General features: G+C 67.1%; 7 protein-coding genes. 1 reads left to right on the forward strand and 6 read right to left on the reverse strand.

Features of this window, described 5'->3' with window-relative positions:
* Positions 1-937, forward strand: a 937-nt coding sequence (locus ACTIAO_RS15760) for a glycoside hydrolase family 38 C-terminal domain-containing protein (RefSeq protein WP_441907111.1), incomplete at its 5' end; no start/stop codon positions are given.
* Positions 938-958: 21 nt separating this feature from the next.
* Here ACTIAO_RS15760 and ACTIAO_RS15765 read toward each other — a convergent pair.
* The 6 genes from ACTIAO_RS15765 to ACTIAO_RS15790 form a co-directional block, all read right to left on the reverse strand.
* Entirely contained in the window at positions 959-1891 is a 933-nt protein-coding gene (locus tag ACTIAO_RS15765) for an alpha/beta hydrolase (RefSeq protein ID WP_441907112.1), read from the reverse strand.
* The gene (locus ACTIAO_RS15770) at positions 1884-2873 is read right to left on the reverse strand and encodes an ABC transporter permease (protein WP_441907113.1); all 990 of its coding nucleotides are present in this window, start codon (positions 2871-2873) and stop codon (positions 1884-1886) included. Before ACTIAO_RS15770 ends, ACTIAO_RS15765 begins: the two co-directional genes overlap by 8 nt.
* Entirely contained in the window at positions 2870-4390 is a 1521-nt protein-coding gene (locus tag ACTIAO_RS15775) for a sugar ABC transporter ATP-binding protein (protein WP_441907114.1), read from the reverse strand. The genes ACTIAO_RS15770 and ACTIAO_RS15775 overlap by 4 nt, the downstream gene beginning before the upstream one ends.
* Complete coding sequence (locus ACTIAO_RS15780) at positions 4387-5382, reverse strand: sugar ABC transporter substrate-binding protein (RefSeq protein WP_441907115.1); 996 nt, start codon at positions 5380-5382, stop codon at positions 4387-4389. The genes ACTIAO_RS15775 and ACTIAO_RS15780 overlap by 4 nt, the downstream gene beginning before the upstream one ends.
* A 121-nt stretch (positions 5383-5503) precedes the next feature.
* Complete coding sequence (locus ACTIAO_RS15785) at positions 5504-6688, reverse strand: ROK family protein (RefSeq protein ID WP_441901271.1); 1185 nt, start codon at positions 6686-6688, stop codon at positions 5504-5506.
* A gap of 38 nt (positions 6689-6726) precedes the next feature.
* Positions 6727-9003, reverse strand: coding sequence for a glycoside hydrolase family 97 catalytic domain-containing protein (locus ACTIAO_RS15790; protein ID WP_441907116.1), 2277 nt, complete (start codon positions 9001-9003; stop codon positions 6727-6729).
* Positions 9004-9544 lie beyond the last annotated feature (541 nt).

Genomic DNA, 9544 nt, shown 5'->3' on the forward strand with positions numbered 1-9544 from the left:
GGCCAGCCCTCCCGGGCTAGCCACTTTTGATGTCACCTGTTCCTACAGCAGACCCGACATCGACATCGAGTACCGGGCGTGCGGAGAAGATCTCCGGGACGCCGAGTCGGTAGCGATCGTCACCGATACGCCAAGTCTGGTCGCCGTGCAGATCATCAGAGCTTTCGGGAACTCGCTCATGACGCAAACGGTGAGCGTGACCGGCGGATCGATGGCCGTGGATATCGAGACGCATGTCGACTGGCACGAACAGCAGAGGATGCTGAAGCTGGCGGTGCCGATCGATGTGCACGCCACGTCGGCACGATCCGAGATCCAGTTCGGGCACCTCAGCCGTCCCACACACACCAACACCAGCTGGGATCTCGCCCGATTCGAGACGAGTGCACATCGGTGGGTCCACGTCGGTGACCCGAGATTCGGCGTGGGCGTGGCGAATGACGCGATCTACGGGCACGACGTCACGCGGCATGCCCGAGATGGCGGAGGAACCTACTCCGTCGTGCGCCAAACCCTCCTCAGGGCCCCGCTGTTCCCAGATCCGCAGGCAGACCAAGGCGCGCATTCGTTCCTCACGTCGATCGTCATCGGGGACGTCGACGAGGTCATCGAGCATGGGTATCGCCTCAACCTTCCGATGCGGCCGACGCGCGGAATGTGCACCGTCCCCCTGGTGACGTCCTCGAGCCCGGCTGTCGTTCTCGAGACGGTCAAGCTCGCCGAAGACGGCTCGGGCGATGTCATCGTCCGCCTCTACGAAGCGCACGGCGCGCGTTCAGAGTCGACGATCCTCTTCGGCTTCGATCACGAACAGGTCCAGCGCACCGATCTGCTGGAGCGTCCCGTCGACTCCGTGGCGCTTGGCGGGGACGGTCGAATGAGCCTTCGCCCGTTCGAGGTGGTCACGCTCAGGATCAGCCGCGGAGCTCGCTCCTGAGCCGGTCCGCACATCGCCACGTCAGTGCAGGTAGCGTCGGATGAACTGGACCTGATCCCCCACCGACGCCTTCGCCAGCGCGGACTCGGGGGCGAGTTGGTCGAACACGTGGAACGCTCCCGACCAGACGCGAAGGTCGGCGGACACGTCCGCCGCGATCAGCCTCCTCGCGAACTCGACCCCCTCGTCGCGCAAGGGATCGCATTCTGCGGTGAGCACATAGGTCGGTGGAAGACCGGACAGCGCGGTGGCCCGAGCGGGCGCCGCATAGCTGTCGACGGAAGCTCCCCGCAGGTAGAGAGACCACATCTCGCGCGTGTTCGCGGCGTCCCAGACCGGAGAGTCCGTGAACTCCAAGGAAGAGCGCGACTCCACTCTGTCGTCGAGGGCGGGGAAGAGCAGCAGGAGAGCCCTGAGCCGCACTGTGCCCTCATCCCTGACCCTGAGCGCCGACCCCGCGGCGAGCGCTCCCCCCGCGCTGACGCCACCGATCGCGAGGCGCCCTGGGTCGATGTGCTCGCGGCCCGTGCTCATCCAGTCGAGCGCGGCGAGCGCGTCGTCGAACGCCGCCGGATAGGGGTGCTCCGGCGCCAGTCGGTACTCCGGGCTGACCACGACGCACCCCGCCTCGGCCGCATATCTCAGGCTCCGCGCGTGCTCGCCTCCCCGGTCACCGCCGACGAACGCCCCTCCGTGGAGCATGAGCAGTCCGGGCGCGGGCGCATCTCTCCCGATCGGCGTGTAGACGCGCACCTCGATCGCCCGATCACCGAGGTCGATGCTGTGCTCCGTGACGTCGACCCTGGACCCGTACAGCGCCTCGGCACCCGCGACCGGGAGCCCGACCGAGCTCATGAGCACGCGGGCCCGGTCCAGGTCGTCCGCGAGGTCCGGACGCTCGTCGCCGGCGACGGCGGCGACGAGCTCGGGATCTATTCCTCGCACGTCAGTCATCGTCACGCGCCCGCCACCGGTCGATTCCCAGGGCGACGATTAGTACGATGCCGGTCGCGATTCCCTGCACGTAGGACGAGACGTTCAGGATCACCAGTCCGTTGCTGAGGACTGCGAGGAAGATGATGCCGAGCAGAGAGCGCATCACGCTTCCCCGTCCACCGAAGAGGGACGTGCCCCCGAGGACGACGGCGGCGAAGATGTCGAACTCCGCCCCCGTGCCGTTGCTCGGTGCGCCCGAGCCCAGTCGGCCCGCGAGAAGGACTCCCGCCACCGCCGAGAGGGCGCCCGCGACGACGAAGATCTGGATCGCCTGACGGCGAACCCGCAGTCCGGCGGTCCGCGAGGCTCGCGCGGAAGACCCGATCGCGTAGGTGCGCATTCCCCACGCCGTCTTGCGCATGACGAACCATGCGACCATGTAGGCGATCAGCACCAGGAGCACGCTCACTGGGATCGGGCCGATCGACCCGACGCCGACCCACGAGAGCAGGTCGAACCCGTCGGTGACCGGAGCCGCGATCGACTGTCCACCGGTGAACAGCAACGCCGCTCCACGGATGACCAGCGCCGTCGCAAGGGTCGCGATGAACCCGGGGATCTTCAGGCCCTCGGTGAGCACGCCGTTGCCCAGGCCGAGCAGCGCCCCCAGCAGCACCGCGGCCAACATGGCCAGGATCGCCGGCACGCCTGCCTGCATCAGCGACACGCAGACGATGCCGGATGCGGCGATGACTGCGCCCTGGCTGATGTCGAGCCTCCCGGCGATGAGGATCATCGTGGCACCGATGGCGGCGACACCGAGCACGGCGGACTGTCTCAGGATGACGAAGAGGTTGTCGACGGTGAAGAACGTCGTGGAGAGCACCGCGAACACGACGATCATGAGCACCAGCGCCGCGGGGAGCACAAGGAGGGTCGGATCGATTCTCCTCCGGCGCGAAGCGACCGGGGCATCGGGTAGAGCGAGAGCGGTGTTCATCGTGAACCTCCAGTGGCAGCTGACATGAGAAGTTGTTCGGTGGCCTCCCCGGCCGCCATCTGCGCGACCACCTCGCCCCGCCGCATCACGAGAATCCGGTCGCAGGCGGCGAGGAGCTCGGGGATCTCGGAGCTCACCATGAGCACCGCGACCCCCTTGCGTGTGAGGTCGCCAACGGTCATGAGGAGATCGTGCTTCGCGCGTACATCGATGCCGTGCGTTGGCTCATCGAGGATGAGTACGCGCAGTTCTTCGGCGAGGAGCCGCCCCAGGAGGACCTTCTGCTGGTTTCCGCCCGAGAGGTCCCGGATGTCGAGGGAGTCGTCGGCCGCCTTGATACGCAAGCGTTCGAACATCTCGCCGACGAGACGGGAGATCGCACCCGTGCGGAGGACTCCCGTGCGGGCGGTGTCTCTCGGCGCGCGCACAGTGATGTTCCGGCGGACGCTGAGCCCGGGGAGGATCCCTTCGAATCGGCGATCCTCCGAAAGACACGCGACACCCATTGTGAACGCGTCCGCCGCGCTCTTCGGCCGGTAGGTGGCGCCGTCGAGCGTCATGCTCCCCGCTGTCGTCGGCGTCAGTCCCGCAAGTGCCCGTCCGAGGGAAGACTTGCCCGCGCCGACGAGGCCGAACAGCCCGACGACCTCGCCTGCCCTCAGTTCCACGTCCAGGGGAGGGCGCCCGTGGACGCCGATACCTGTCGCAGAGAGCATCACGCGGCCGGGCGTCGCCCGCCGGCTCTGCCACGTCAGTGCCTGCGCCCCCGGAACCATCGCCTCCACGACCTCGGACATGCTCGCCTCGTCGACGCCGAACTCCCCTGCGACCTGGCCGTCTCGGAGTACGACGACCCGATCACAAAGCATGGAGACCTCGTTGAGTCGATGTGAGATGAACACGACGCCCACACCCTCGTCGCGCAACGCTCTCATCACTGTGAAAAGGCGCTCCGCCTCGAAGGGGGTCAGCGACGATGTCGGTTCGTCCAGGAGGAGCACCGAGCCGGCACTGCGCAGAGCACGGGCCGCAGCCACGAGCTGCTGGTCGCCGATAGCGAGATCACCCACCAGCGTCGATGGCTCGAGACTCAGGCCGACACGGCCGAGCGCCGCCACCGCGGAGTCGTGCATCTTCGCCCGATCAAGGATTCCTCGGCGACGGAACGCGCGTTCGTCGCCGAGCGCAAGGTTCTCGGAGATGGTGAGATCGGGCACGAGGTCGAGCTCTTGTCGGACCACGCCGATGCCGTGGTGGGCGGCGCGATGCGGCGCGTCGAGCACGACGTTGCTGCCGCGCACTAACAGGGTTCCCGTATCCGGCGTGAGCTGCCCGGTGAGCACATTGATCAGGGTGGACTTGCCGGCACCGTTGGCGCCGGCAAGTCCAAGGATCTCGCCCTCACGAATGGTCAGGTCGACGTCGCGGAGCGCTGCGACGCCGCCGAAGGACTTCCCGATGCCTTGTGCCCGCAGCGCCGGGGCGACCTGTGCCGTCTCGGTGAGGGGTTCGGTCATGAGAGCGAGTCGAGGATGCTCTGGGCGTTGTCGGCGGTGACGAGCTCGACGGGGACGATCTGCTCGCGCTCGACGGACTCGCCCCTCGCGTACTTGAGGACGGTGTCGGCGATGACGTTGCCTTGGGCGACGGGGAACAGTCCGACCGTGGAGACGACCTGACCCGACAGGACATGCTCCAGGATCCGCTTGTCCTCGCCCCCGGTGACGACGCCCACGTCCTTACCTGCGGTGCGTCCGCTGGAAGTGATCGCCGAGACCGCTCCCAGCGCGCTGGAGTCATTGAGTCCGATGATGAGGTCCAGGTCGGGGTGGGCCTGGAGGATCACGGATGTCTGAGCGTTGCCGGTGTCCTCCTGGAACGCCTCCACCTCGCTCACGAGTTCCCAGTTGCCCTTGCCGAGCGCTTCGTCGATGCCGTCGATGGCGCCCTGGTGGCGGTCGAGGAGCGGGTCCCCGCCGGAGTCCTGGTGGAGGATGGCCACCTTGGGCTTCTCACCGGCGCGGTTTTCCTTCAGCCAGTCGCCGGCGCTCGTGCCTTCGAGCATGCCGAAGGCGTGGTCGTCGAGGTTGAAGGTGATGTCGGCTTCGGGGATCGACGTAGCGAGTCCCACGACGAGGACACCCTGATCCTTGAGTCGCTTCGCGATCGGGCTGACGGCCTTCGGGTCGGTCGGCGTCACGATGACCGCCTTCGCGCCGGCGGCGACGAGGTTCTCGATGCCGCTCACCTGCTTGCCGGAGTCGGCGTCCGGATCAGAGGTGGTCACCGTGATCCCACACGGCTCGAATCCCTCAACGAGACCTTTCTCCACGAAGGGGAAGTAGCCTCCCGTGTTCGAGTAGGGAGAGTACCCCACCTTGGTGATGGTCACGCCATCGCATTCCGCGGGCCGGTCCTCGGCGCCGGGAGCGGCCGTCTGGCAGGCGGCGAGTGCGAGGGCTGCGGCGGCCACCAGGGCCGCAGCGCCGAGGCGAAGTCGATTGATCACTGGCTCTCCTTTGTGCGAGTGCGCCCGGGGCCGACGAATTCTCCGTCGGATCAGACGGTCCGGGCGACGCCACCGACTCTAGGTGTGGGCCAATTTATGCGTCAATGAACAAAAAGGAGCCTCAGACGATGCCTTTCATCAGTACCGCTCCGACCGCCCCGAGAGCGGCGGCACCCCTCCCCAAGGAGCCGACCCGCACCGGGGTATCCGCACAGGCGGGAAGGGCATGAGCGCGGATCCCTTCGGCGACGCGATCCTCGATATCGCGTGAGGCACGACTCAGCGCGCCCCCGAGGACGACGGCCCCGGGGTCGATGATGTTGCACAGCGATGCCGTCGCGCGTCCGATCGAATCGTACGCATCGGCGAAAACGGCGCGCGTGCCCGCCTCCCCGGCGGCGAGACGGCGCAGCACCTCTGTCCACTCGGGGATGTGACCGTAGGACACCGACAGGCCACGCACGATCGCGGGCACACCGACCACGGTCTCCAGGCACCCGCGGCCACCGCATCGGCACCGCTCACCACCGGGCACGAGCACCATATGCCCGAACTCTCCAGCCACGCCGGTCGCCCCGGAAACGATCCGCCGGTTCAGCACATAGGCCCCGCCGACGCCGGAGTGCAGCTTGAGGTAGAGGAAGCTGTCGAAGTCACGACCCGCGCCCCACAGCAACTCCGCGTAGCACGCGAGCCTCGTATCGTTGCCGAGCACGATCGGACACGGAAGGTACTCGCCTGCACGAGCAACGACATCGCCAGACCAGTGCGGAAGGAGACTGTGCAGGGAGGGCGCGTTGTTCTGGTAGTCGATGGGCCCGCTGATGGCGATGCCCGCCCCGACGATATCCGGCCATCCGATCGCCGCAGAGCCGAGCATGTCCTCGATCATGTCGCGCGCGCCCGCCAACGCCTGATCGGGACCATAATCGTCGCCGAGCTCCCGCTCATCCGACGCGAGGATCGTGTGGTCGACGCTCGCGAGGATCGTCCGCACGGATCGATATCCGAAGTCGATACCGATCGTCGCCGCGCGCCCAACGACCAGCCGCAGCTGCGCGGTGGGCCGACCACGGCGTCCGGACTCGGCGATCACCTCCTCGGCGAGGATCCCCTCGTCCAGCAGCAGCGTCGCCACGCGGGTCACCAGTGTGCGGGACCATCCCAGCTTGGCCATAGCCTCTGCGCGAGACATCGCGCCCTTGGCCGCGATGAGATTGATGAGCTCGGCGAGCTTGATCCGACGCCCCTCTGGCACGGCACGAATAACCCGCAGAGGATCCTGGTAGCCCGGGTGCGTCCCCATGGAGGCAGCATAGTTGGAGGCACCCGGGCCAGGAGGGATCATCCGAACCAGAACAGTTGCAGCGCCTCACCAGAGCGGTACGGCATCTGGCGCAGCGGCGATCCCCATTCCGAGTCGGGCGCCGTCAGATAGAGGCCACTGTGGCGATTCAGGATGCGGAACCGTCCTCCCCCCGCATCCTCGAGAAGCCACTCGTCGTTGGTGACGGTCGGGCTACCGTAGTGGTGCTGGATCGCCTTCGCGCCAGGTGACGTACTCGCATCGAGGATCACCACGTCACGGCCGCTGTGCTGCGCGACCACACGGACATAGCCGTCGCCGAGAGGAGCCAGGGAGAAGTAGTTATTCGAGTCGCCGCTGGCGGGCCACTGCACGACCGCGTCGCCGTTGGCCGTGCCTGCGAAGGCCACGTTGACGGCGAGCCCGCTCTGCTGGATGCGTATGCGCGTCGGTGACGGCGGGACAGACACTGTGCGCGTGAACCGGACGGCGTGGCCGCCGTTGGCGACGGCGGTCGGGATAGTCATCGTCGACCCTGCAGTGATCAGCTGCGTCGTCCGACGCAGAGTCCCGTCCGGGGCGTCGTCCACGATCTCGGCGAGCCACTGCCCCGAACCGAGGATGGCCGTCGAATAGCTGATGGCGCCCGGCGCGCCGACCTTCATCGCCCCCAGAAACCAGCGTTCGTCGCTGCGTCGAGCGACCACGGCTCCCGTCTCCGGCGTTCCCCCGATGAGGCGGGTCTCATCCCAGACCACGGGGACCGAGCGCATCCACCATTCACTGACCGGGCGTGCCAGATAGGCGCTACGCGTTCCCGCCGGCAGCAGGAGTCCAGTGTCGAACAGCACCGTCGCGGCGAGCTCGACAGCGTCGCTGTTCGGCTTTCCGTTCTGGAACCCGAGCGGCGTGTAGTCCGTACCACCGAGAGCGCCGCGCGTGAACGGCGCCGCAGCGACGTGCGTGATCGTGCGGTCGCCGAGGAACTCGCCGCCCCTGATCGCCTCGGACGTCAGCAGGTGCGGCCATGTCCGCGACGACCCCTGTGGAAGTCGCGATCCGTGGAAGTCGACCATGAGGTGGAAGCGGGCGGTGTCGGCGAGGGTCGCCTCATACCAGGCGTAGCGGCTCTGCGAGTCGCTGTCCATGAAGTCGATCTTCACTCCTTTGACGCCCCAGTCGCGGAACCGGGCGAAGGCGTTCTCGCGCTGCGCTGCGGTCTCCAGGTCGGCGGAATGCACCCACAACAGGATGCCGACGTTGCGCTGCGCGGCGTAGTCGACGAGCTCGGGAACCCAGGTCTGCCCCTTCCACCCTCCGTCGACGAGCGAGTACGCCCATCCCTGCCGCGAGGCGTAGTCCACCCATGCCTTCTGCTGCGACAGCGACGCCTGGCCGGTCTCGTATCCGTCGAGCCAGTTCCATGCGGAGATCCCCGGGCGGATCCACGAGGTGTCGGAGATGCGCGACGGACGGGCGACGTCGTCCACGAGAGTCGACTGGAAGACGGCGGAGGGAGTGCCGACCGAGACCACACGCCACGGTGTCATCCCGCCGGCCGTGACAGGGAGAGACGCCGTGGCGAGACCGATCTCGAAACCCGACGGACCCCACTTGTTCAGGCCTCCGCCCGAGAACGTGCCGTCCGGGTCACCCTCCGAGATCTGAACCGCCATGCCGTTGCTGCGCCGCAGCAGGCTGCCAAACTCATAGCTCCCCGTACCGAGTGCCCCGACGGTGGTCGTCGACCAGGGCGTCTCGTGGGGCCCGGCGTATGCCGCGGTCGTGATCAACGTGTCGGCGGGGAACTGGAACTCCGTCGCATCGTCGATGACGGTTCCCGCCGCCGGGAGTACATATCGGAAGGCCACGCCGCTCTGCGAAACTCTCACGACGATGTTCAGCTGCACTCCGCCCCTGGCGAAGGTGAAGGTCGAGATCGTCGCAGCCCTGGACCGCTCCCGCGACTTTCCGGAGATCATCGTGTAGTCGTCGATGACCGAACGGTCACTCCGGCCGACGAACTCGAGCTGCTGGGTGAAGTCGGTCGTGGTCGTCCGCAGGGCGAGCTGCCCGGGGTCGAGGGCGGGCGTGCAGTCCCGTGATGCAGCGAGCATGAGACGTCCATTGCCGTCCAGCGCCAGCGTCGCCCGAGTACCTCCGCATACGCCGCTTGCACCGGGCTGGGACACCTCCCAAGACACAGGGGACGCGGCGGAAGCGGGTACCGCCTCGCCCGCGCCCACGGCGAGGATGCTGAGGAGAATGGCGACGACTCGCGCCGTCCACCGGTGAGAGGAAGTGCGCCTGGACATCTGTGTTTCTCCTTGCGGCATCATCGACGAGGAAGGCGGTGCAGCTGCCTCGCCACAGGCTATGAACCGATCGTTTATTGCGTCAACGAACAAAATCGCCGCGAGGACCATCCGACCGGGCTCGCAGCAACGTCGGAAGCCCGCCCCACGGTGTCTTTCAGGCCTTCCGCTTTAGCAGATCCCGCCGAAGGCAGGCCCACGATCCGTCGCGCTGCAAGCCCGTGGGCAAAGAGCGCCTGTCGCTCGCAGGCCCAGATCTTCAGGAGCCGTGAGAACTGAGTCTGTACTTTTGCCGGGATGTGCGTTGTACCTGGGCTGCGTATGCCGCGGCACATGTCCACACCACGAGGCAGCTCGAGGGAACTCGCCGCTGGACGGTCACGCCGCACCTGAGGATGCCCTGTCGGGGTGCTATCCGACGCCCTCGAGGCTAAGAACAACCTGGCGGATCTGTCGTCTCAAGCCCTTGGAAGCTTCCTCGGTACGCTTGGCGTCTCCAATCACGGACTCAGCGAGGAGCAGAAACATTTAGTGCTCACTG

The sequence above is a fragment of the Microbacterium sp. genome (genome assembly GCF_052099035.1).
GTDB lineage: Bacteria > Actinomycetota > Actinomycetes > Actinomycetales > Microbacteriaceae > Microbacterium.